Genomic DNA, 23599 nt, shown 5'->3' with positions numbered 1-23599 from the left:
GTAATCTATTTATAGATATTTAATTGGTCGTTCTGCAGAAAAATGCACACGGTGTAATTCCCGTCGTTGATTGTAGTCATTTACTGCATAGTGTAAGACTTGGTGATTATTCCAAAGCACTAGGGTGCCGGGACGCCATTGCACTCGGCAATTAAACTCAGGTTTTTCGATGTGTTTAAATAGATAATTTAGCAGCCCCGAACTTTCATCAAGTGTCATACCATCAAAATGCGAGGTGGTAGTCCGATTCAAGTAGAGAAAAGGCTTACCAGTTACAGGGTTTCTACAAACTGCCGGGTGTACTGCAGATTCCAGTGGCATTAATTTTAGTGCCCGCTCTATACCAGAGCTACTCTCACCTGAACTTTCCATTAACTTTGATAATGGTTGTTTCTTGAGCATTAGCTCTGTGGTATGTATCACATTGAGGGATTTAACTACTTGCTGCATTGCAGTTGAAAGGCTCTCGTAAGCAAGTGTTGAACTTGTAAAAAGGGTATCGCCTCCTCTGTTGGGAATATCAATACCATACAAAGCTATACCTTTTACCGGCTTCGAATAATATCCCTGATCATGATGCCAGATCCCACCAGTATTTTTCTTTTCACCGATCTCTTTGATAATTCTAGCAACTTGTGGGTACTCCTCAGAGTGACCTTGAAAAAAGAAATAATTTTTTTGAAGTTCTCCAAATAAGCTGCAGAAGTTGACAAATGCTTGTGTATCCAGATCCAGATCCATATCCCTGATAACCAATAGCTCATGCTCATGCCATAGGTTTTGCAATGTTAGTCCTGTACCTTGATCCACATCCGCTAGCTCTTTTGCTTGAATCTCAATACCGAAATTACCAGTTAAATAGTTAAAATTCATAAAATGCTCTCGATCTCGGTTGTTGTAAATTGTGACCAGTTCGACAATTTTAATGCTTCGGGCAAACCACCCGTTGAGCGCATCATTGCGGCTCTAGCTGAACAAAAAGTTGCTGCGCGAACAATTTCTTTTAACGTATCCAGCTGATCGTTAACATTGTTAAGAGCGGCCATTCCGCAGGGCACGAGGTCCTGATTATTACCTTCACATGAGAAACTCATCTGACGCACCGGTGTCGACCTGGCCTTTATTTCCTGGAACAAAGCCGACGTTAACTGGTGAATTCCTTTACAGTGATTAAAAGATTCAACACTTAAATTATCCGGCAAACCTCCGTTAAGGCGATGATCCATTAAAATCAATATTTGTCGATCAAGCATTTCAGATAGACGATGGATAATTTCCAGCATAAATTCAGCGGAAGCTGCCAGCCCAATCGCATAAAAGAGTCCGCCATGCCAGGGACCAGACTCAAGAATTAGGGGGTTGTCAGCGACGGCTAGAGCTTCGGAACGAATTTTAGCTTCGGAGTAATCCAATAAATCAAGGCAGTGCCCAAGTATCTGAGGAGCACAGCGAACAGAATAACGAGCTTGTAACAAAGTTTTCTTGCCTTCGGCAATCTTCGGCGATTTTAAATAGTCACGTCGTAGTTGTGTCAGTAGGTTACCTGCCCGAGCGTAGCTGGTGTGTACCTCCCCATAATGCAAACCTTCCGAGAAATGTTCATCTCCTGTGCCTATCGCCAGGGACATAAGCGCAACAGATTTAAAACAGTCCCTTAATACCTTCCTTAATTGATAATCATGTTCGATAGCCCATGAAGCCATCATGGCATTGGTATTTACTAGACCAATTACGTCGCGGGGGCCCTTTGGTCCATCCTCGAATAGAGGAGATATAGCATGGGCCATAGAAATTAAGTCACCGCTGGCTCCCAAGCTACCTTTTCGGGGAACTCTGGGAAGAGATTCACTGTTTGCCAGGTTAAGAAGTGCTTGATATGTGGAAGGATGGATGCCAGATAAACCATGAGCCGTTTTCCGAGCTTGTAGTTTCAAAGCGCGTCTGACGACCGACTTCGGCAGAGGAGTACCGATACCAACTTGCAAATAATCCAATAGGTTGACTTGGGTATTTTTCCATTGATTTGGATCTAGGGCATTTCGCTCATTCTCACCATAGCTAGTGTGTAGGCCATAAATGGGGTTATCAGTATCGTCGATCTGATCTTGAAGTAATGCATAGGAGCGTTTAACTCTGGAAATGTCTTTGTCACTCGCGAGAATTGGGTTGTGTAGATATCCCCACTCATACCAAGTCTGCAAAGGAAAAGTTAAAGCTAAACTAAAATTAGCTTCAGAGGATACTGCATTACTATTCGCTGGCACGGGATAGCTGAGAGATGACCTAGACACTCTAACTCCAAAACTTTTTGAATAAATAGGAATAAAGAAATTAACATGAGTATAAAAACATGAAAAATAGAAGTCGGCGCTGGTTGCCATAGACAATATCTATGGCAACCAAGAGTATGTCGATGTAGACTCGTTAGCTGCTTTTAAATTAAGTCGCTAAATAAGTTAGGCTCTATGTTCCCACACGCTGATGAACTTAATTACTTTATTGAAGTTGCAAAAACAAAAAACATATCCAGGGCAGCAGAAAGATTGGGGATTAGGCAGCCGAGTCTGAGCGCTGCTATCAAGAGGCTAGAAAGACAGCTAGGTACTGAAATAATAATACGAGAAAAAACTGGTGTTCAGCTTTCACGTGCCGGTCTTAGACTGCTAAAGAGCGCTCAGCAGCTATTAGATGATTGGGATGAGGTTAAGTATTCTGCGCTGCGAGAAAATAAAGAGGCCGTTGGTCATTTCACCATTGGATGTCACAGCTCGATTTCACTACATATGCTACCTGATAGCCTTCCTGCTTTTATCGCACAAAATCCAGGTATTGAATTGAGCTTCCAGCATGCACTTTCTCGCGAGATTGTAGAGGCCGTGATCAGCTGGAAAATCGATATCGGTATTGTCGTAAATCCTGTATCTCATCCTGATTTAGTAATCAAGCACCTTTGTCACGATGTGGTTAGTTTTTGGCATAATCCTAAGAAAATTCAATCTAGAGACGTACTAATATATGATCCAGCACTGATGCAGACGAACTGGCTGCTGAAAACCATATCTGAAAGCAATAGATATAAGCAATATATAAGGTCTTCAAGTCACGAGCTAATCACAAAAATGACATTAGAGGGATTTGGGGTTGGTATTATTCCTGGTCGAGTTGCACAGACACATGGAAGAAACCAGCTCGAATGGGTTAGTAAAGACCAACCAGGCTTTAAAGATGAAATATGCCTGGTGTATCGGCGCGAGATAACTCATAGCATGGGTGCAAAGAAATTAATTGAAGAATTTAAACTTACCAACTATGAAAAAAATTTCTATTAGATACAATTAAAATAAAACTCAAAAACCACAAAATTATCAATAATATTTTGAGCTACAGAGCACTACTGGTTAATATCTATGCAACTTAAGCAGCCTTTCAATTGTGAAAATATAAAGGGCTTTATCCATTTAATACAAGAATAGTTTACGCTCACGAGTGAGATATTCCCGAGATGATATTAATCATCCCAAGCCACAATCTCAGTCAAACATTAGCTCCGCAGCATAAATACCACAATCAATCTTGCCTTTTTTACTCAGCTAAACATTACACATTTGTAGATACCCATAAATTTTCAGAAGAGCTATAAAACCAAGTCTGTGGAAAGATAAAATTAGAAAAAACACTCTTCAAAAACCAAAACAACAAACTCTAAACAGTATCCAGTAATGTTATACCATACCCTAAACGCAAATTCGGGGCCTATCAGGCATGATGAACTTCAATGAAGTTAATCGATCAGCAAAGATATTAGTTCTACATTATGCTAAGCAGCTAAGTTATGAAAATGCTCATTACTTATATACGACACATAGCGCCAGGTTCGAAGGCCAAGACAAACGAAGCTTGACGGGTCCGCTGGAGGCCGAAGTCCAAAACATTGTGCAGCCTTTTGTTATATATTTTCAGCTATTTTCTTTATAAAAATTATTTTACTTTGCAGGGGACTGCCTTTGTTTTCATACCCACACACTTGATATCCGTGAGATATAAGAAGATGCAGCATTGAAGGAAATTTATTCATCGATTTAACGCTAATAGACTTAAACCCTTTGTTCATCACCCACTGCTCTTGAAGCTCAAGCAGAGATTTTCCTATACCTCGGCCTCGGTAATCTGGGTGGACTGCACCAGACCAACTATAAAACTCTGTTTCGGATACTTTATAACCAATTTTGTAGCCTACTTTCTTATTACCAACTGAAGCTACCAGTAATAAGTAAAGGCGCCCCTCTAATCTTTGCTCTATTTTATCTTTACTATTTTTAGTGTCGAACTCTGGAATCTCAGAATTGATCTGTATGACATCTTCTATCGTGCCTTCGCTGAAGGAAATGTTCATGTCGCCACCCCGGTTGGTGCATAATGTTCGGCTCTGCGTTAACCAAAAGCGGAGGCCGCTTTTGGCTGGAACTTTTATATCTGACAGCATCCGATTGTTAGGGACGCTGATTTCTTAGCTCAATTTCACCAAATGCCATATAAACAAGAGGTCCACCCGCATCAGCTCTGTAAGCTCCATTTGCTTCAGCCAAACGACTGGCAACGGCTGAAAATTCCCATGCTTGATCTTCGGAAACATGGACCTTTTTTGAGGTAAAGAGCTTTACTCCGTGCTTTTCACCATACTCTTTAACTAAACGTGAATGTTGCTGAAGAGGTTTTATCACTGAAGGGTGATCCCACCCCCATAGAAAGCTTCTATCTTTCGGATTGTAAGTACCTATTATTTGAACAGGAGCTATAGCGATCCGACCATCCTCAAGCGACCAAAATATAAGGCCTTTGTCTTGGTCGACATTCCATGTTTTAGCAGACCCCATGTCTTATCGTGAGCATCAGTTTGAATTCTTAAACCTTCAATGCTCCCTTCAATAAACTTTTCGACCTCCACAGAGTAACCTCCAGCATGCGTGTTAATTGATATGAATAGTACAAATATAACTGATACTAAATTTTTCATAACTCTCTGATACTTGATTGCCTTAACGACTGGTTTTTGAGCTGAATTAGAGCAGCGAAAGGATTGTGATTGTCAAACGCAGAGCTAAGCAAGAATCCCAGAACTGAAAACCCAATAGTAAATTGGACCGCAAACAGCCCACCCTGCGACTGCAAATTTGAAAAAACTATCCCGCCTTGGCGCTCCTATACTTGCAAGGCCCGTATGATCTTTCTCTTGAATTGGTTTTATAAGTCTGTAGGTTTTTACCAGCAGCCATCCAACCAGAAGTGGAAGTAATGTCAACAGAATGATAGTGCCGATTGTAAGTAAAGCTTCAGGCGATGATTTTCTCATTTATCTTATCAACTATTTAGAGTATTGGGGGTAAATATACCGAGCGCACGCCAGTGCGTCCGGTGCTTTTACTAGTTAGGCATAGTACCGAATCGCCTACCAAAAGGCGGCAGTAGCTACCATACCCACATAACACATGAAAACTGCAGGCCTATGACATGTACATAGCTGGACAAGCTTGTCCGGCCTGATTATGTGTAGCTTTGTTATCCATGGCTTCTAGTCTTCAACATAGATTCAAATAAAAGTATGAAAAAAGCGCCACTTATAACTGGTAAAATTATTCCGAAAATGAAAAAAATAGCAGCCCATAAGCGACTACCAGCCTTATAGCGTCTATAGCCCTCTATGAACGGATACAAGAGGAATCCTATCAGTACGCTATATATGATGAACTCCGGAACCCTCAGTAAAGCGCCGCCCCCTAACCTTTCCAGGCCGAGGAGGTAGATTACCGGATAAAGAAGACCGGCCAGTACAAAAATAACTAAAAGATAAAGCCACGTACTCAAAATTCATATCTCTTCATTGGAACACATAACACTAAGCTTATGGGTGGGCCACGCAGTGAGCCGCCCCAGCAACCAAAGGCTGTGACAACAGTGCTCTATTATATATTTATACGCGCCTTTATTGATTTGTAGGTAAATATTATTGCACTGAGAGCAGCACTGTAAATAAACGAGAAAATACCAAACACTATTACTCCTGTTATTAAACCACCCTCAAATTCAACGTTTAGGAAAAATGCACTAATGACAGCCAAAACTAAACATATGAATGTGGCAAGATATGGATTGATAGAAAAGATATTTGGCCAGAACCTCTTGCATAAAGCCCAGATCAGCAATGACGGACCTAGAAACACTATCTGTAGGATGATGCCAATCACTAAGAACATTAATTCTATCAACCTCTACCTAGATATATAACAACTACAACGGGGGCTGCTGCGTAGTGTAGGCAGTCCCGCGAAGGGCCAAAGCCCCTTAACAACCTGCTTATATTTGTTAACTTTGATCATATTCCGATAACAGTTCCAGAGCTATAAAAGCAGGCGTTTTCCCAATGCCTTTAGAATGAGCAGACACTTCATGGTGAACCCTAGACCAACCATCAATTTCCAATAACTCTTTATTGGCTCGATCTGTCATTACATCAAACTCGTAGAACTCTTTTTTCTTCGTTAGCCATGTGCCCATCCATTGAGTTCCATACTGCTCAAAGATATCGGAACAATTCAATAGAATTCCCTCATTCGCGGACATCCCCTTTTGGGATAACAGCAAGCTCAACCATGGGTACATACTTTCATCATTTATAAATTTGTCCGCGCACTCTTTCATTTCAAGGATCGAGAGTTCATTTTGTTGTTCAGTATTCTTGTTCCGTATTCGGCGAAGCTTTTCGATATTCATGATAAAGTTAACACTCTAAAACCGGCAGCCGGAGCGCAGACTCTCCGGCAAGCGCCCTTCGCGCGTAAAGTTAATTAGTATGTTATGAATTTCTCTCACGCAGCTCCCCGATAAAATTATCTACTAATGACTTGCGGACCGGCATTGGCCAGCTCACTGAAAATGTAAAGGGTATTCGCCAGGTAACCAGAAAGCAGGTGACATATTCATCTTTACGCTTTATAAGTACTAATTTTCTATTCAAAGAAAGCTGACGAAACACGATATTGGGTAGTTGGCCCATTGAATCGGATGTGAAAAAGAATGAATCTAACCTACTTTTTTTCGAAAGCTTAGTCTCTAGAACCTCAACCCACTGTTTTCCATTACTTCTGAATATAGCCATTGTGTTGTTTTTTGAAAGGACTTCAAACTCTACGTCCAAATTCAAAAAATTGAATGTATACCTCATACCATTTCTCATAACGCCCTGTTAAGTGGCCAAAGTATTCGTGGTAAAGTGAGCGAAAGCGAACCACGCTTACTTTGGTCCGCTACAACAATTTGTTATGCTTGCGTTCATATTAATACTGGTAACACCCATAAAAATAAAATAAAACAGAAATTTACTGAACACAAAAGCCCCCTATAAGATGGCTTAAAACTCATTAGCTTCTGCTGATAAATTGAATGTAAGCTCCAAATTATAGAGTGAATAATAACCACCACAAACAGACTTGATAACGTCCAAAGTAACATTTCTACAGGACCAACTACAGCATCAGTTCTCGGCCAGTAATGACTATGATCATATAACCTCATGAGGCCATATACATAGACAAATGCAGTAACAACAAAACCTACAAAATATTTCATTAGGATTTCAAATTTTGGACTAGAAAGCATAACAGTTAATTCAAAAGAAGCTTCCTTATATCACCCTGCTTTATATTTCTACGCCCGATTTTCTTTCAAATCTCAATAAAATCAATAAGTTACCTTATTTTTGTGTAAATACGCAAGAATATATACAAAGCAGCGCCTTTATAATTCTGTATTTTCTCAGCTTTACACCACCTTTGGCACCCTTTAAGTATCAATGAGTTACTGAGTTTCAACCAGAAGTAGGAGCAGCTTCTGGTGGCTTTTGTTATTGAAAGTACAGCTGTACACTTTTCGATCAGCGCCAACCAATTTACATAGCCCAAAACTGATAATCTGAGGGTTATGGCTTGCTAGCCACTTGTGCCGTCTAAGCAACCCCATCACTGACATGTGGTTGCACGCGGTGTGCTCCATATCATCAGGCATAGCCTCCCATCCAAGCTGTAAGCCTAAACTTCACTTTGTTGTAAACACAGGTCGATCCCCTCTTCCTTGACCTTATTGATATCCTGATTTTTGTCACACGGCGTCAACAGGTTCTCCGTTGCTACCATTCTTATACGTGGCGGTAACGATTCTGCGGGGCTGGTTATACAGGTTCGGAAGAGCGTGACGAATTGAAATCTAGTGATGTGGAGGCGCACCTTGTATGTTAGGCGAGGAGCAGAAAAACCAAAGTATAGATTCCGTCAAAAGTGGAACCTCCTTTGCTGGCAGGTTGATTGATCACTGACTCAATACACAAGAGCTAGGGAGCATTGTTGGGAATATTCCTCCTTCATCAAAAGGCTAGGCATCTTCACTTAGCGTAGGCTCTGTCTTTAGCGCAATCCTGAAGGCTGCTTGAAGCAGCTAGTAGGCTCGGCGACATTCATCTGGAGGATCTGTGTATAGCAAGCCAAGCATTAAGTACACCTCTTGTGGCGCTGGCAAGGCTTGCCTACCCTCTCTTCCTGTCGGATAAGAGGGTCTGCTTGTTAAACACCTCCAAGACATCAGCACGGCCACTCCGAGTTCGCTAGCTAGTCACCTTTGGCATCCAAGAGGCATTCGATTCAGAGCGCGTATATCGCCTTACGGATAGAGGCGCAATGATTCTTCTTGGAATCCCGCTTTCAATTATTGGGTGCCTCAAGTTGCCCTACCCTCTTTAGGATGTTCAGGCCTTTGCTCTCTGCTGCTTTTTGATCCGCACATAGATTTCTTCACGGTGGATGGGGAGTGATTTGGGGGCGCTTATGCCTATCTTCACTTGATTGCCTTTCACCTCCAACACTGTGACTGAGACATTTGCTCCAATCCTTAGAAGTTCACCTGTCCGTCGCTTTAAAATCAACATACTTATTTCCTTCGATGGTCAAAGTTTGGGCGCTTCCGGGGCGGGGAAGCTTGGGCTTAACGTTTGGAGGGAATGTGGGGTGGTGCGCGGGGGCGGTAGGCAGAGAAGAGAAAAAGGCGGGCGCTAGGCTTCCAGGGCCTGGAAACAGATCCCAAGCCGCTGAATGTACTCCACTTTATTGAAGACGAGCGGGTTTCTAGCGTATTATCCATATAGCCATTTTGATAGGTAGAATATCAATTTGGTCAGCTGGCCCCGGGTGTTCCTAGCACCTTGGGTCAGCGCCTTTTACTTACTCTTACTTCACGCTACCGTTCTCCTTTGAGGGTATGGGTCTTTTAAAAAATTCTCGGCTCTATCGAAGCTTCCAAAATCCTTTAAACTTCTGAAGCCTTTTTAATCGGCTCGCTCAACTACGGCCAAAATACCAAAGATATCTATCGATTTTACGCAGCTTTGAGATTTAAACAAACTGAATAAATTTCAATAAGACTATTTTCGCGCCTATATTTTTAGTTATTTTCAGTTGAGGAAATCTCAATCAACCATTGGCAAACTCAATTCACATTGAAATTCACCCTATGCTTTTCTTAAAATATTAAAGAGCAACATTCTCAATCACATGACTAACTAAAGGCAAAACCGGGGAATGTGAAAATTCACTAATGATTTTATTGGCTCATTAGTTTTAAACTCGTATCCACACTCCTTTGTTAAATACTGGAGGAACGGGATTCCGTTGTAGGGATAAATATTGAGTTCAACATGGAGTTACCACCTTACAAGTCACCTCTCCATATTAGTGCTATTGCTTGGTTATTTTGGGCTAAAACCAACCGTACAAGTAGCCGCTGGTGAGGTCTTTTGAAATTCCTGGCTTAGCTCTATTCTTACCAGTATTGCCAAGACATTGAAGACTCTGATTACACTTGTACTTAACAACGCATTCGCACGGTCGTATCTAGTGAGCAATCCAAAGCTCTACTTTATTTATTGGTAGTAAGCGCTTGATAGAACCTAAAGCACTCCCCTTTCAGTTGGAACACTATTTCGAGCCAGTAACTGGAGTGGCCGGTATTTAGATCCTTAAAAACGAGGTAGGATGTGCTGTATCAGCTCTCCTATCCGAGATACTTGATACCTCACCTCTCCACTGGCTATGTAGCAACCATATTTTGAAAGCAGATTAAAGTTTGTAGGTGACTGCCAGTAGCTTCCTCTCATCGCTCCTTATAATCTGGCCTACCCCCAAAATCAGCCTTCCCAAAAACCTGAACGTCAATTTCTGGTACTCCACTTCCCCTGCCTGTATGTCAGAGTTGGAGAGTCTGCAGAAAGCTCTCATGACTATTTACATCAGAGCCACTGCCATCTGGGGCCATCAGGATAAAGCCTTAACCTTTGCCCTTGAATATGTGTACGGCCGGTATAAGTATCCTCGCTCCCATCGACAGTCTCTTTAACAACAGTACCGCGAAAACGTTGATACCATTTGCCTGTATAATTATGATCTTGAAAATTTTTTAAGCGCAACTTACAGGTTTTTGAAGAAAAACCAAAATCCATTTCGGTTTCACTTAAGTCAACATTATTTTTTTCCAGTTCTTCTTTAAACTGCTCCATATAATCGCTAGTGGGCTGATAGTGGCCACTGAAATTGTTAATATGCTCTATTATTCCACCTACCACAGAGATATGCCCAGCTGCAGCAATTGGACGCCCCGAAAAAAAAGCTGAATGGTGCTGTATATCACCACTTTTGTTACCACAAAAGATACGCCCATTTTTGTCCATAACGAATGCCCAAGATCCGCCAGGATTGGTATTAAGTCTCTCTCCGCGCCAAAACAGAAGCCCATCTTGTATCGTAACCTGATATTTTTCTCGTTCAGCTTCACTCATATAGGGCACAACAACTCCACTAAAGGCATCTTTACTTAAACCGCTATCTTTTAGCATTCCAAGTTCTTTGTATGGCATGTTAGTTATCTCCTTTATAAATGCGCCTAATAGATAGCCATCAATAATAGCTAGTCATATTGATGACCATTTCAAGGGTACTTCTATCTCCAGTCGTAAGTTTGACTCCAATATAAATCATTACGTCTCTGGTTACATGCGCAGGGCTTTTCTTTGTGGGAAAGATACCCAACCCGGAGAGGGTTTTGAGCATCGGCGTCAGTGTATTGAGGGTAGAACGCAAAAGCTAGTCACCATCTTTGCGCTCGATATTGCAGCCTATGCTGTAATGAGAACCCACTACTGTATTCTGCTCTATATCGGCGCAGAAGCCGTCAAAACTTGGCCTGATACCGAGAGCCTTACTCGCTGATGAGAGCTTTTAAGAACTTCCGTACTAACTCAAAGCTATCTTCAAGGGTACACTCTCGATTCTAGCGAAATAGAAAAGCTCCATGAGCTTAAAGAATGGCCATAATGAATGACTTGCCACTAGAGGCCCATAAAGCATGATGAATTTCAATGAATATAATCAACCAGCGAAGACATTAGTTTTGTATTACGCGAAACAACTAAACTCCGAAATCGCTCGATCAGTTGCTTCTGGAAACTCCTATTTAGATGGTAAAGAGGAAGCAGAGTCTTTGGCTTACTTTTTCTGGGAAATGACAGATCAAGCGGTTGATGACGAAAAAGACTGCAAGATAATTGAGGGCATTTCAGATATTCAGTCTTGGCTAGAAAAAGCACTTCATATATTTAGAGGTTACTTCAAAAAGCAAGGCTATCAACAAGAATGGTCAGAGGGCTATGACAAATACCATAGTGAGTAGAGCTTCATAACAAACTTCCACCTAACTGCTTTGAGGAGAAGTAAGGTCGCCACTTTTGGAAGGTGAGCATTCAATTCTCAAGCTTTCGTGGATAAGCGCACTCTGTCAGGCTGAGTGGATTTAAATTCTATCCGAGCCAAAATAGTCAAAACTCCGGAGGAGTCGAATTTCACTTCGATCCGACAGCGAGTTAACGCAGTGGCTAATGGTAAGCAGCCCGATAATCTATTGCCGATGCTCGGCGGAATTGGTGCGACAGGTCTGTACCCAGCAAAATAAGTGCTGGGTACATGGACTGCGAGACTGCCAACTCTTCCTTAGCCCCGCGGCAAACCAAGTAACCGAAATCTTTTCGATTATGACTAAAGCGGTAGCGTGACTGGCGGCATTCCACATTTATTTCTCAATTTTTCACAAGCTAAACTTATCTGCGCAGAATCTCTATCCGTATTGGAGTTGATGTGCCACCTGTCTAATGGTGACATACCAATTTTGCTTATTTCTTTGCGTTTCTACTTCGTGCGTTGACCTACGGATGCCTAATGGGCTGCTTATCATGCAACCTCCCCCAATTCTATAAACTTTGGGTGTCTTGGGTTTCCTGCCGGCCTCACAAATTCTGGAGGCTGACACCCACATCTTTGAAAGGAAGCCAGTATCTATTTGGTACTAGTGATGGTGAGGCCGAGCTAGTGGGATGTGGTGGTTGTTCTAACAGGCAGCATCGAACTCAGTTTTTTCAATTACCGCGTTATGCAACTACCAGAATCGAAGATAAAGTAAACGTGTATAAATTCTAACAAAAAATTCATCTCAAACATTCACTTGAGAGCTTTACTACCAACCACTAATGCTTTATTTTCTCCACCTCAAATTAATCGTCAGTTATTAATTTGAGTAATCAAAGTTGTTAAAGGATTTAGCATCATGAAAAAAATTTCTGCTTTTATTTTTTCCGCTCTACTTGTCTTTTGTGGGCAAGCTTATGCAAAAAATACCCTCGAAGGGGGCGAAACTCTACTGCCTGGAGATAAGCTTGTATCTAGCAGCGGTGAGTACGAGCTCCGTATGCAGAATGACGGAAACTTAGTTTTGTATGAAATTCATACCAACAGTAAGGGGGACTCTTGGACTACTGCTTTGTGGGCAACACACACAACTGGAAACAATGGTGCCAAAGCAGTAATGCAGGCCTCAGACGCTAATTTTGTAGTCTATGGCGCTAACAACGGTCCCCTTTGGGCTTCTTTCAAAACAGCAAGCTTCGCCAACAAAAACTCAAAACTCTTTTTACAAAACGACGGGAACCTTGTAATTCTTAAACCAGATATGACACCCATTTGGGACACTGGAACCGCTGATGAACCACTGAATTGCTCAACAAAAACTATCGATATGTGGGGCGGGAAGGTACAAGACGGATATATTTGGAACACAAACACTAGATGTACTGTCTATGTAAATTTAGTACCAAGCTCACAAGAAATTGGTATCCCTTATAATGGTATATACTTGTGCATGGTTAAACCAGCTTATGCTGGGAAGCACAGCCATACCACTTGTGAGTAAATTGTAGATTGACTTAACTCTGAATAGGCAACCTCTATTATAGGGGTTGGCCTATCTAGCAACTCTCCAACTAATGATTTGAGCCTTCACCCCCTCACTGCAAGTCACTCATTATGGTATTGCAAGCTTTCAGTCACTTTCGCAGAAAAAGTATCACTCGTCACTAAATTTTTTAGATGATATCGACCCTCTCTTTCTAGGTACCTGTGTACAGTCATCTAGTTGGAATAGCTATCCGAATATACTTCATTCATTTCTTCAGCATGTGCCTCACTATCCAGATAAATCAGTATAGTGATAGCGATCGTCACAGTGTAACTATGATAACTAAATGGCTGCTTTCTTCGGCGATATCGCGCACCTTTAAATTAGCGGGATATTCTGCAAACGGTCCCAGTTATCGATCATGATGATGTTGCTAGCCAAAGGTTCGGTGATCATCTATATGTACACTATATAACCCAGACATCACTAACCCCCAAGAATATATCCCCACCAGGAATGAGCTCCTTTCTTTCCTCCTGATAGCTCACCGTTCAATTAAAGAGTGAATAATGGAAAAACCATACAATCCAAGGTTTATTTATAATAAAGAATTATCCAGAAAGAAGCCTCCTCCTTTAAAGTTGATGCCATCTCACATTCATATTATACGGCCGCTCTTTCATATTCATCTTAGTTTTGGAGCCCAAGTGAGCTGAGCCTTCTCTAGAAATTGTAGTACCGATCAAGGTACCAAGATAAGTAAGCTCTAAGGTCCTTAACCGACTCAAAGTAGAGTCCTTTGATTCTCCCAGCTTTCATTATCTGGGGAAAAGGTTCTACATTTACATTGTCATTCATAAACCCTGGCCGATTCAAGCTCAGTTCAGTACTTAGTTTATTGAGCGTTTATAAGCTAGCTAGAATCTTTGCTCTTGATATCGCAGCTCATGTCGTAATGAGTAATCACTACTATATCGTTCTTTATGTCTACAAAAAGATAGTGCTGAACTAGTCAGACGGTAGACTCTCTCATCGCTGCCAGAAACTATTTAAGACCTAAAACTTGGCACAAAGATGCCTTCATGGTAGCACCCTCAATTACTGTAAATTAGCTAAACTATAAAAATTTCTCACTTCTGGTGAGAACGCCTAATGGGTATCAGCTGATTTATGTGCTGCTGAAATAAGTCGATCAAACTAATATTGAAGAAAACTGTACAGGCCGCTATAAATCCGAGATTGTGCTAGGTGAAAGAGCCCACCGCCTGCATAGACTATGTAGACCTTAACAATATCCTTGCTAATACTACCGAGACTCTTCTAGACTCTAATTACACTTCAGCCCAGCAGCGTAATCATGCAGCAGTATCAGATGAGCAGCCCAAGGAACTATTTCCGCTTGTCGGCGGCAAGTGTCTGAATATGCCAAAAGAACTACTCTTCCAGCTGATTTACAACTTGGAGCTGGCCTGCATTTAGATCTCGGAAAATGCGGTTGTATTGCCGAAAATACGCTTCCTATCCTAGAGCAACTCGCTATCTCACTCCAGTTCTGGTATATATCAACCGTAATTATGACAGTCGCTTTAAAAGATTAACGGGATCAGCAAGGATAGTGTAACAACCATGCATGAAACGCTGGGTAAACTACATAGACGACCAGCACCTCCTCTCGGCCCTACCCTGCTAATCTGGCCCAACTCCAAACACTTGACACCAAAATTTCCGGTTTAAGCGCCAAATCAAAAGTGCTTCAAGTATGAATACAAACACCCAATATTTTATATCCCTAACCTCAAAGTCAGAGATGAAGATCCACCTGATCCAATGCTTACTATATGATCAACATCTCTCACTAATCTTTAGGTACGCTGAATCGCTCAAGAGATAAAGCGAGCGCTCATCACCAAACTATTAAGACATGAACTTCGACTTAAAACTAGAAAGTTTTCGTAAAAACCAACTACGAAGCCCACCTTGAATGAGATTTAATTCAGACAGTTTTGATATCATATAAATGTATTGTAATGGTGGCATCTGTCTTTGCAAATTAACATGCCCCTGATTTAAGAGCATTTTGATAGAGTCATCTACATAACTTCCGCATACAGAATACTCTTGGGGAAGAGATTTATAATTTGACTCAACAATACTTAGGAATTCATTTTTTGATGGAGAAGGTTTCTTACTGACCAGGTTAGTATTTATATTTGCTTGCATACGCTCAATTTTATATTCAGGTTTTTCACTCTCTAAATCAACAAGCGTAATGTTGCGAATATTTTCTTCAGTCGGAGCTTTCTCAGGCTTATCAAATTCAAAATTTAATAAGTCTTCATTTAAGTTAGCTATAATATCAAAGTATATCTGCTTGCTAGTAATGTAAGACCTTGGGGCCACTTCAGCCAAAGCATCCATATAACTACCAGATAACAGATGCAGGACTAAGTTCTCAGAAGCGGGAATCCCCATATGGAGCCGCCCTCTAAATTCACGATAGTGAGTTATTAAATCATCTGTATCACTAAAATAATATGGCTTCAATTTTTCAACGTTACAGCGCAAATTTTCAACTACTTTATCAACATCTATACGCGGAAAATGAAGAAAGTGTTGCCTGCCCCGCATAAGACCATCTAAATCTTTACTCCACTTTTTATAAAATGGCCTATAGCTTTCGCCACCTGCACCTGAGATGCTCACCGAATTTCCGTAAGAAAATATGGGAGGAATCGATCTACTCAGTGAGTACTGCCCTAGTCGATTTAACTCCCAGTATCTCAATTTATCATATTTAGATGGCGCCCTACCTGATACATCTTTCTTCTTTGAAATCACCATACCGCTATCTAAAGAAATGATAGAAGCGATTCGAAAATCATTTTCATGATGTTTTTTAGGGCTTGAATATACAACAATATTATTCTTTAAATCTGGCTCTCTGTTTATAAGGTAGCTTGCAAACGAAAAAGTAACTCTTGAATCAATGCCTCCAGTCAAGTCAAAGGTTAGCCGCATTCCAGAGTTAACTAAAGACTTGATACGCCCTAACATTTCAAGAGTATATGACCTTAATGCTTCCTTATAAATAATTTTATTATTTTTATCTGGGTAGTGACTAGGTAAAGCTCTTGCAACCACTCTCATCCCAGCGTTCTTACTAGATGGAATAACTATATCATTCCATCTAGACAGCAATTTTATTTCTGAAACAATGGAGCTCTCAGATATCATTTGCTGAACGAATGCTCCTCGATAACCTGATATTTTTACCATATCGCTATCTAAGGCTAATTTTTTCCCTTTTTCGCTTAACTTTTCTATTAAAAGCCAAAGACTATTACTAATCGCCCAGTAATTTCTATCCGACTGACTTTGATAATAAAAAATTCTTCCAGCACCCATCCAGTCGACACCGAAGTGTATTTTATCTTCAGTTACATTGCAGCAAACATATGCTCCATCACAACCACTCGGAATATCTAAATTGGTCAATTCATCAGATATGTAGAATTTACCATTTGAAAATGCATAGCCAGTAAAAAAGCTATCTCTGGGAGGCATATCACTATCAAAAACAAAAAAATCCATACATTACCCAATTATAATTCGCCAATCCAACGTTCAATCTTAAAATAGCGGCTTTGATTTAATTCAACAATAGAAGTATACCAAACTATTGTATTAATACGATGCTTTATATGTACCATATATAGGTATGAGCCAGATTGAAACCCTTTTATACCAATTGACTCATGTGTTGCGAGTAAAAATCAGACATAGAAAACGACAAAGGCAGCCAGTAACAACTATAAGAACCACCGCCAATAAATTAAGCCCCCAATGCAAAGCTGGGCCCAAGTTTTTGTTTTTACAGCCGAATTCATACAACAATGGGCAACTCGAGGGCATCATTAACTTTACCAGTCAGAAATGCAGCCCCCAAAAAATAAAGTATAAGATACACATTTTATTGAAGACACATGAGCATTAAAGGCTAACTTAGCATTAGCGACAAATAAAAATGTCACTGCTACTAGGAAAGAAAAAATTTGAGCTGCTTTGCGAAAAATCTAAAATGTGTAAGAAAAAAACACAGCCAATGTATTTATGTATTTACAGCTCCAATACTCACACACTTAAAAAAGAGTTCTTTCATATACTCAATGGTTATTTGTTCATGCTTGAAAAACCAACGTAGAGCTGTCAAACCAAAGAGAGACAACAATCTAATTGATCTACAATTGGGCAACGAGATGAATAGCGTCTTACTTTGCAATAACCGGGGAGAAAGCTAGAACGAAAGCACTCACCAAATGCCAAAAGTTACAACGCTTTGAAGCTCACTAAAATATCCAAACACAAAACCATAAAAAACTATACATACAGTAACAAAGACCTTAAAGGGTAATAAAAAGCTCTCAATGCTGCGCACTTGCCCAAATAATTGAAAATCCGGGGAACCAAGCATACCAACCTAAATTTGCTAAAAATACTATGGAATACTTTAGTCCTTTATAGGAAATCATACAGGTCCGGTAAAGGCGCTGCACGAAATATAAGTGACCCCCTCACACAAAAATAGCCGAAAGCGCCAGCACAACTAATTAGGCTCAAAGTACTAAACGTTAGCAGCACTAAATTTTAACTATACTAATTTCAGGACTCACCTAACTGCAAGCAAAGACAACACAGTATCAACTATATCTATAAATGCATCTGCTCTTTCGAGAGGGACAGTTTTGCAAATCAAGATAAAGAAAGGTACTGATTGCATGACCTGCAACAATTGGTTAAAAAATTAACTAAAGAGCTTTCTCTGTGAAATTCATACTCAAGTATATTCGATTCAACTTTGGCGCTTCTTAGAATCCTCTCTGAGTAAGAGAGAGCGAGAAACCTCTTCCCGCAGCCCCTATAAACAAAAAAACCCGCAAATAGCGGGTTTCTTGGCCGTTGCGATGCAACGTTATATATGGTCGGAGCGGCCGGATTTGAACCGACGACCACCACACCCCCAGTGTGGTGCGCTACCAGGCTGCGCTACGCTCCGATTTTGAAAAATCGCTCACTTCGCTAAGTGATTGATTTTTAAAGACATCGTGTCTCGATGTGGCGTGAATCATACCTGAGTGCGGCTGGATTGCAAGCCCAGGTTTACAGTTTTTTATAAATTATTTTTCCCCTCCAGCAGGGCCACCACGTCCTTTAGTTCTGCGATCACTTCGGGCAGTACTTGCTGTAGCTGTACCACCTCTGCCCGCTCGCTGCCGGTTTCGATCTGCTGACGGGCCCCACCAATGGTATAGCCCTCTTCGTACAGGAGCGCACGGATCTGGCGGATCATGATGACATCTTGGTGCTGGTAGTAACGGCGGTTGCCGCGACGTTTGACGGGTTTCAGCTGGGGGAATTCCTGCTCCCAGTAACGCAGGACATGGGGTTTAACGGCGCACAGTTCACTCACCTCACCAATGGTGAAATAGCGCTTACCGGGGATTGCAGGCAGCTGAGCGTTATTGCTCGGTTCCAGCATGCTCTTCTACTCGTGTCTTGAGTTTTTGCCCGGGTTTAAAAGTGACTACCCTGCGGGCCGAGATGGGGATTTCCTCGCCGGTCTTGGGATTGCGACCGGGACGCTGGCTTTTATCGCGCAGGTCGAAATTGCCAAAGCCGGAGAGTTTGACCTGCTCGTTACTTTCCAACGCATTGCGGATCTCCTCGAAGAAATATTCGACGATCTCTTTCGCTTCGCGCTTGTTAAAGCCCAGCTCTTCGTACAGTTTCTCGGCGAGCCCGGCCTTGGTCAGTGCCTCTGTCATTGGATCCTACCAATTGATTCAGAGGCGTCGACTCCAGATCGGAAGCGGCCCAAACCGCGGCGGCTTTCAACCCGGTAGCAGACGCTCTCGGGGTGCAATTCAGCCTGCACCCGAGAGCATCATGCTCTACTAGCGCAGACTAGCGTTATATTTTTCTTCTAGTTTTCCGACCACCGCATCTACAGCGGCATTGATTTCGTCGTCATTAAGGGTGCGTGACGAATGCTGAAACGTCAACCCCAAAGCGACACTTTTTCTATTTAAATCAATACCTTTGCCTTGGTAGACATCAAATATCTTGAGGTCCGTCAAGGTTTCACCTGCAACTTCGACAGCAGTTTCCACCAGGCTGGCGGCAGGAACCTCTGCGTCAATCAACAGGGCCAGATCGCGGCGCACTTCCGGGAACTTGGACAGCGGGCGGAATGCGGGGGTTTTGCCCTCCCCGATCGCTTCCAAGCTCAGTTCAAATACGAACGCGGGCTTGGCCAGATCCAACTTCTTCTGCAACTGCGGGTGCAGGGCTCCGATAACCCCTACTTCGCGGTCGCCGCGCATAATCTTGGCGGTTTGGCCGGGGTGCAACGCGGGGTGCTGGCCAGCGACAAAGCGGAACTCATCGGCAACACCGGTGCGAGCCAACAGGGCTTCTACATCGGCTTTCACGTCGAAGAAGTCCACGGCGTCTTTGCTGCCAGTCCAGTTTTCTGCGTAGCGGCTGCCGTAGGCAAGACCGGCAATCATTTGCTCCTGGTGCAGCTCGGCACCCGGCACAAAGCGCAGGCCGGTTTCAAACAGGCGCACGCGGTTTTGCTGGCGATTCAGGTTGTACTGCAACGCTTTGCACAGGCCTAGCAGCAAGGTGGTGCGCATAACCGCCAGCTCAGCGCTGATCGGGTTTTGCAGGGCCACCGGATCGGCTTCCGGATCAAACAGTGCGGCGCTGTCGCTATCGATAAAACTGAAGGTAATCGCTTCGTAGTAACCGCGGCTCAGCAGGGTTTGCTCCAGGTTGTCCTGGGCAATGGTGCTCTCTGGGCGCGGAGCGATTTCCAGTTCGGCAGTAAAGCTTTCGCTGGGGATACGGTTGTAGCCGTATACACGGGCCAGTTCTTCCAGCAGGTCTGCTTCGATGGCGATATCGAAACGGAAGCTGGGAGCGAGGAAGGTCCAGCCTTCGTCGTTCTGGTCGATTTTTTCCAGGCCCAGGCGGGTGAGAATATCGACGATTTCGTCATCGGCCAGCTTGATGCCCAGGCCTAACTCGACCTTGGCACGGCGCAGGGTGATGTGGCGCTCGGCGGGCATAATTTCAGTCAGCTCGCGCACGTGTACCGGGCCGGGTTCACCGCCGACGATATCCAGCAGCAGCTGGGTGGCGCGCTCTACCGCTTTTTCTTGCAGGTGGTAATCCACGCCGCGTTCGAAACGGTGGGAGGAGTCGGTGTGCAGGCCGTAGGAGCGGGCCTTGCCGGCAATGGCCAGCGGGCTAAAGAAGGCGCTCTCCAGGAAGATATGCTGTGTGCCTGCGGTCACGGAGGAATCCAGGCCACCCATAATGCCGGCCATCGCCAGAGGTTTTTCCTCATCGGCAATTACCAAGGTGCCCTCTTTTAGTTTGACTTCCTGGCCGTCCAGCAGGGTCAGCTCTTCACCGGCTTCTGCCATACGCACTTTGATGCCGCCGGAGAGTTTCTCCAGGTCGAAGGCGTGCATGGGCTGGCCCAGTTCCAGCAGAACGTAATTGGTTACGTCCACTACCGGGTCGATACTGCGCAGGCCGCTGCGACGCAGGCGCTCTTGCATCCACAGAGGTGTTACCGCTTTGATATCGATATTGCGAATCACACGACCTACGTAGCGCGGGCAGGCGGCTTCGGCCAGCAGGGATACGGGCATGCTCTCGTCGATCTGCTGGGGTACCGGAGCAACTTCCGGGCCCTGAACGGCGCAGCGATTCAATACACCCACTTCGCGAGCAATACCGGCAACACCGAGGCAGTCGGAACGGTTCGGGGTGAGATCCACTTCGATGGTCTCATCGTCCAGCTGCAAGTATTCGCGCAGATCGGTACCGGTGGGTGCGTCTTCTGGCAGCTCCCAAATACCGTCATTGTCTTCGCCCAGTTCCAGTTCGGTCTGTGCGCAGAGCATACCGAAGCTCTCTACACCACGGAGCTTGGCTTTCTTGATTTTAAAATCGCCCGGCAGCTTGGCACCTACCAGGGCAAAAGGAATTTTGATTCCGGTGCGCGCATTGGGAGCACCGCACACAACCTGCATTTCACCGTCGGGGTGGCCAGCGACTTTACACACGCGCAGCTTGTCCGCATCCGGGTGCTGTTCACAGGCGACAATCTCACCGACAACCACTCCGGAGAAATCGCCCGCAACTTTTTCTATACCGTCCACTTCCAGGCCGGCCATGGTGATTTGATCGGCCAGTTCCTGCGTGGTGAGTTCCGGGTTTACCCATTCCCGCAACCAGGAGTTGCTGATTTTCATAGTTGATCTCTTTCTGTATTCCGTCAGCGCAACTTGGTGCGCATTTCGCCTGGGGCTATTTCGCCTCCCAGGCCTCCACAATTCGATTGCTGTTGCGAAGGGCCATTGCCATTCGCGCTGTCACTTGGCTTAGAACTGTTTCAAGAAGCGCAGATCGTTATCGAAGAACAAGCGCAGGTCGTTGACGCCGTAGCGCAGCATGGCGAGGCGCTCGATACCGATACCGAAGGCAAAGCCGGAGTATTTTTCGCTGTCGATATCGCAGGCGGCGAAGACGTTCGGGTGCACCATGCCGCAGCCGAGAATTTCCAGCCAGCCGGTGCCGGAACATACGCGGCAGCCTTCGCCGGAACAGGCGGTACACTGGATGTCCGCTTCTGCGGAAGGCTCGGTGAACGGGAAGTAAGACGGACGGAAACGCACCGGTACTTCCGCTTCGAAGAAGGCGCGCAGGAATTGGTCGATGGTGCCTTTCAGGTGGGCGAAGCTGATGTTCTCGCCGATTACCAGGCCTTCTACCTGGTGGAACATAGGCGAGTGGGTGACATCGGAGTCGCAGCGGTATACGCGGCCCGGGCAGATAATACGCAGCGGTGGAGACTTTTTCTCCATGGTGCGGATCTGCACTGAGGAGGTGTGGGTTCTCAGTACGGTGGTGGGGTCCACGTAGAAGGTGTCGTGCATCGCGCGCGCGGGGTGGTGCGCGGGAATATTCAACGCTTCGAAGTTATAGTAGTCCTGTTCGACTTCCGGGCCGTTCTCAACAGAGAAGCCAATGCTCGCAAAGAATTCTTCCACGCGCTTTAAGGTGCGCGTAATGGGGTGGGCATTGCCCTGCTCTTCGCCGCGCCCCGGCAGAGTGACATCAATGGTCTCTTCGGCCAACTTCGCATTGATGGCGGCCTGCTCCAGCATAGTGCGGCGCGCGTTAATTTTTTCCTGAACCTGCTGCTTGGCTTCGTTGATCTTAGCACCCGCTGCCGGACGCTCCTCAGCCGACAACTTGCCCAAGCCTTTCAGCAGTGCCGTCAGCTGGCCCTTTTTGCCCAGGTAATCAACACGCACCTGATCCAGTGCGGCGAGGCCATCGGCCTTCTCCACCAGCTCCATAGCCTGCTCGGTGAGGGACTGCAAATCTTGCATCGAACTGTTCCCGTTTGAATCCAACTTCGATTAATTTTTTCTGCTTTGTTCGGCCGGTACTTTCTGTACCGGAGGGAATTTCCCCAGGCACCGCCACCGGTAAAAAATAGCGGAAACTCCATAAAAAAATAGGGAAGGGCCACTACAGCCCTTCCCTATTTTGAGTATTCAGTTTTACAACTGAAGTGACAGCTTACGCTGCCAGGGCTGCCTTAGCTTTTTCAACTACGGCAGCAAAAGCGACTTTATCGTAAACAGCCAGATCAGCCAGTACACGGCGATCCAGTGCGATGTCCGCTTTTTTCAGACCTGCGATCAGGCGGCTGTAGCTCAGGCCTTCAGCACGGGACTGGGCGTTAATACGAGTAATCCACAGAGCGCGGAAGTTACGCTTTTTAACGCGACGGTCACGGTATGCGTACTGACCAGCTTTAATTACTGCCTGCTTGGCAACGCGGAATACGCGTGAACGCGCACCGTAGTAACCTTTAGCCTGCTTCAGAATCTTCTTGTGACGACGACGCGCCTCTACACCACGTTTTACACGGGCCATAACTCTATCCTCTTAAACCTTTGCGATTTGGGCCAATTACTTGGCGCGCAGCATACGATCGACCAGTCCAGCATCAGACTTGTTCATAGTCTGGGTGCCACGCAGCTGACGCTTGCGCTTGGTGGTCATCTTGGTGAGGATGTGGCTCTTGTTAGCGTGCTTGTGCTTGTAGCCCGCAGCCGTCTTCTTGAAGCGCTTGGCAGCGCCACTGTGAGTCTTTGCTTTCGGCATTTTGTACTCCAAAGTTAATATTCGCCTG

At 44.2% G+C, this 23599-nt stretch carries 18 protein-coding genes and 1 tRNA gene; 4 read left to right on the top strand and 15 right to left on the bottom strand.

Annotated elements, in window-relative coordinates:
• Positions 1-9: 9 nt before the first annotated feature.
• Both ACJJIL_RS06545 and ACJJIL_RS06540 read right to left on the bottom strand, forming a co-directional pair.
• Positions 10-873, bottom strand: coding sequence for a TauD/TfdA dioxygenase family protein (locus ACJJIL_RS06545; protein ID WP_445361457.1), 864 nt, complete (start codon positions 871-873; stop codon positions 10-12).
• Positions 870-2381, bottom strand: a complete 1512-nt coding sequence (locus ACJJIL_RS06540; RefSeq protein ID WP_445361456.1) for an aromatic amino acid lyase — start codon at positions 2379-2381, stop codon at positions 870-872. Before ACJJIL_RS06540 ends, ACJJIL_RS06545 begins: the two co-directional genes overlap by 4 nt.
• 84 nt (positions 2382-2465) lie before the next feature.
• On the opposite strand from ACJJIL_RS06540, the gene ACJJIL_RS06535 reads away from it, so the two are divergent.
• Positions 2466-3329, top strand: a complete 864-nt coding sequence (locus ACJJIL_RS06535) for a LysR family transcriptional regulator (protein ID WP_413662648.1) — start codon at positions 2466-2468, stop codon at positions 3327-3329.
• 617 nt (positions 3330-3946) lie between these two features.
• On the opposite strand, the gene ACJJIL_RS06530 is transcribed toward ACJJIL_RS06535, so the two are convergent.
• The 5 genes from ACJJIL_RS06530 to ACJJIL_RS06510 all read right to left on the bottom strand — a co-directional run bounded on the left by ACJJIL_RS06530 (position 3947) and on the right by ACJJIL_RS06510 (position 10951).
• Entirely contained in the window at positions 3947-4393 is a 447-nt protein-coding gene (locus tag ACJJIL_RS06530; RefSeq protein ID WP_445361455.1) for a GNAT family N-acetyltransferase, read from the bottom strand.
• A gap of 97 nt (positions 4394-4490) precedes the next feature.
• On the bottom strand, positions 4491-4874 hold the full coding sequence (locus ACJJIL_RS06525) for a DUF6882 domain-containing protein (RefSeq protein ID WP_445361454.1): 384 nt from the start codon (positions 4872-4874) through the stop codon (positions 4491-4493).
• Between the two features lie 1486 nt (positions 4875-6360).
• Positions 6361-6768 carry a hypothetical protein gene (locus ACJJIL_RS06520; RefSeq protein ID WP_445361453.1) on the bottom strand — a complete coding sequence of 136 codons (408 nt, stop codon included), beginning with the start codon at positions 6766-6768 and terminating at the stop codon, positions 6361-6363.
• 2023 nt (positions 6769-8791) lie between these two features.
• Positions 8792-8971, bottom strand: a complete 180-nt coding sequence (csrA, locus tag ACJJIL_RS06515; protein ID WP_444893306.1) for a carbon storage regulator CsrA — start codon at positions 8969-8971, stop codon at positions 8792-8794.
• 1356 nt (positions 8972-10327) lie between these two features.
• Positions 10328-10951, bottom strand: a complete 624-nt coding sequence (locus ACJJIL_RS06510; RefSeq protein ID WP_445361452.1) for an IQM protein middle domain-containing protein — start codon at positions 10949-10951, stop codon at positions 10328-10330.
• Positions 10952-11439: 488 nt separating this feature from the next.
• Here ACJJIL_RS06510 and ACJJIL_RS06505 point away from each other — a divergent pair, with 488 nt between their 5' ends.
• The 3 genes from ACJJIL_RS06505 to ACJJIL_RS06495 all read left to right on the top strand — a co-directional run bounded on the left by ACJJIL_RS06505 (position 11440) and on the right by ACJJIL_RS06495 (position 14796).
• Positions 11440-11763 (top strand): hypothetical protein, encoded by a 324-nt coding sequence (locus tag ACJJIL_RS06505; RefSeq protein WP_445361451.1) that lies wholly within the window; start codon positions 11440-11442, stop codon positions 11761-11763.
• 927 nt (positions 11764-12690) lie between these two features.
• Entirely contained in the window at positions 12691-13332 is a 642-nt protein-coding gene (locus ACJJIL_RS06500; protein WP_445361450.1) for a hypothetical protein, read from the top strand.
• 1233 nt (positions 13333-14565) lie between these two features.
• Positions 14566-14796 (top strand): hypothetical protein, encoded by a 231-nt coding sequence (locus tag ACJJIL_RS06495; protein WP_445361449.1) that lies wholly within the window; start codon positions 14566-14568, stop codon positions 14794-14796.
• A gap of 435 nt (positions 14797-15231) precedes the next feature.
• Here ACJJIL_RS06495 and ACJJIL_RS06490 read toward each other — a convergent pair whose 3' ends face one another.
• The 8 genes from ACJJIL_RS06490 to rpmI all read right to left on the bottom strand — a co-directional run bounded on the left by ACJJIL_RS06490 (position 15232) and on the right by rpmI (position 23571).
• Complete coding sequence (locus ACJJIL_RS06490; protein ID WP_445361448.1) at positions 15232-16908, bottom strand: hypothetical protein; 1677 nt, start codon at positions 16906-16908, stop codon at positions 15232-15234.
• Between the two features lie 1385 nt (positions 16909-18293).
• Positions 18294-18370: transfer RNA gene (locus ACJJIL_RS06485), tRNA-Pro, on the bottom strand.
• A gap of 114 nt (positions 18371-18484) precedes the next feature.
• Complete coding sequence (locus tag ACJJIL_RS06480) at positions 18485-18853, bottom strand: MerR family transcriptional regulator (protein WP_108733836.1); 369 nt, start codon at positions 18851-18853, stop codon at positions 18485-18487.
• Positions 18834-19139, bottom strand: coding sequence for an integration host factor subunit alpha (gene ihfA / locus ACJJIL_RS06475; protein WP_108733837.1), 306 nt, complete (start codon positions 19137-19139; stop codon positions 18834-18836). Before ihfA ends, ACJJIL_RS06480 begins: the two co-directional genes overlap by 20 nt.
• Positions 19140-19268: 129 nt before the next feature.
• A complete protein-coding gene (pheT, locus tag ACJJIL_RS06470) occupies positions 19269-21644 on the bottom strand; it encodes a phenylalanine--tRNA ligase subunit beta (protein ID WP_445361447.1) in 2376 nt (791 codons plus the stop codon).
• A gap of 129 nt (positions 21645-21773) precedes the next feature.
• Positions 21774-22787 carry a phenylalanine--tRNA ligase subunit alpha gene (gene pheS, locus ACJJIL_RS06465; RefSeq protein WP_282932052.1) on the bottom strand — a complete coding sequence of 338 codons (1014 nt, stop codon included), beginning with the start codon at positions 22785-22787 and terminating at the stop codon, positions 21774-21776.
• 193 nt (positions 22788-22980) lie between these two features.
• Positions 22981-23340, bottom strand: coding sequence for a 50S ribosomal protein L20 (rplT, locus tag ACJJIL_RS06460; protein WP_108733840.1), 360 nt, complete (start codon positions 23338-23340; stop codon positions 22981-22983).
• 36 nt (positions 23341-23376) lie between these two features.
• A complete protein-coding gene (gene rpmI, locus ACJJIL_RS06455; RefSeq protein ID WP_020413351.1) occupies positions 23377-23571 on the bottom strand; it encodes a 50S ribosomal protein L35 in 195 nt (64 codons plus the stop codon).
• Positions 23572-23599 lie beyond the last annotated feature (28 nt).

It is taken from the genome of Microbulbifer maximicatervae (SeqCode), assembly GCF_052468095.1.
This window is presented reverse-complemented; position numbering and strand designations above follow the sequence as displayed.